The organism is Dysgonomonas termitidis, assembly GCF_042654545.1.
Taxonomy (GTDB): domain Bacteria; phylum Bacteroidota; class Bacteroidia; order Bacteroidales; family Dysgonomonadaceae; genus Dysgonomonas; species Dysgonomonas termitidis.
The window spans coordinates 1-803 of the sequence record NZ_JBHSGN010000141.1 but is presented as its reverse complement, the minus strand read 5'-3'; the positions used below and the strand labels follow the sequence as shown (position 1 = coordinate 803).

Annotated in this window: 2 protein-coding genes; both read left to right on the top strand. The window is 47.6% G+C overall.

Going from position 1 to position 803, the window contains the following annotated elements; all coding sequences use genetic code 11:
* Window positions 1-451: 451 nt before the first annotated feature.
* Entirely contained in the window at window positions 452-583 is a 132-nt protein-coding gene (locus ACFO6W_RS22755) for a hypothetical protein (RefSeq protein WP_380000823.1), read from the top strand.
* A gap of 27 nt (window positions 584-610) precedes the next feature.
* The coding region (locus ACFO6W_RS22750; protein WP_380000821.1) for a hypothetical protein at window positions 611-803 on the top strand (193 nt) is incomplete at its 3' end.

The following is an 803-nucleotide window of genomic DNA, read 5'->3' as shown; positions in this document are numbered from 1 at the left end:
GACCGGTTCCCGCTGCTGAACCGGGCGTATGAAACACTGGCCTGGAGCAGGGCTATCGGACAATCCGGGAATTAGCAGATAAGCGAAACAACGTTCGGCGGAGCCAATTAGCCAATTAGCAAATAAGAGCAAATTAGCATATGGAAAATGAAGAATTAAGAATCATAAATGATTCATGAAGAATTACGAATGATAAAAGAAGATAGAAGAATAATGAAAAAGGTTACTGATATGATGCGTGCAAGGGTATAGCCGTATGCTACGGTCTGGCCGGCCTCAAACTGTCCGCGGATGAACATAATATAAACAATATCTGGGATTGAAGCGGCCAGAGGAGCGCGGTACAGCCCGGAGCCCTACGGTAACCGGCTGATCAGCTTAACATGAATACATGTACGAAAAAGCCGACCTGCTCACCTGCTCATTTGCTAACTGAAAAAATAAAAGGAAGGTGAAGAAACACGAGAACCGGGAAGACGCACTGAAAGAGTTACTGGCAGCTTTAGGCATTATGCTGCTGATTTTTTTGATGTTCTATACATGCTCCGGCCATGAACCGTCGTACAGGTTACACGTATATTAAAAACCACATAAAAACAGAATAAACGATATGTTTAAATTCACCAGGATACTGATTTCTATCATCTACCCCTTACTGGTTCTGGGGATTATGATCTTCTGCCTGCTGACCTGCGGGGGAGGTGAAAAGCCCGCCGCAGGCAGGCAGGAAGCTCCGGAGGCCGTCCGGCGGTTCGTCCCGCCTGTTATACCCGTGGAGCTTACCCGCCCTGCGGAGCGTGCCG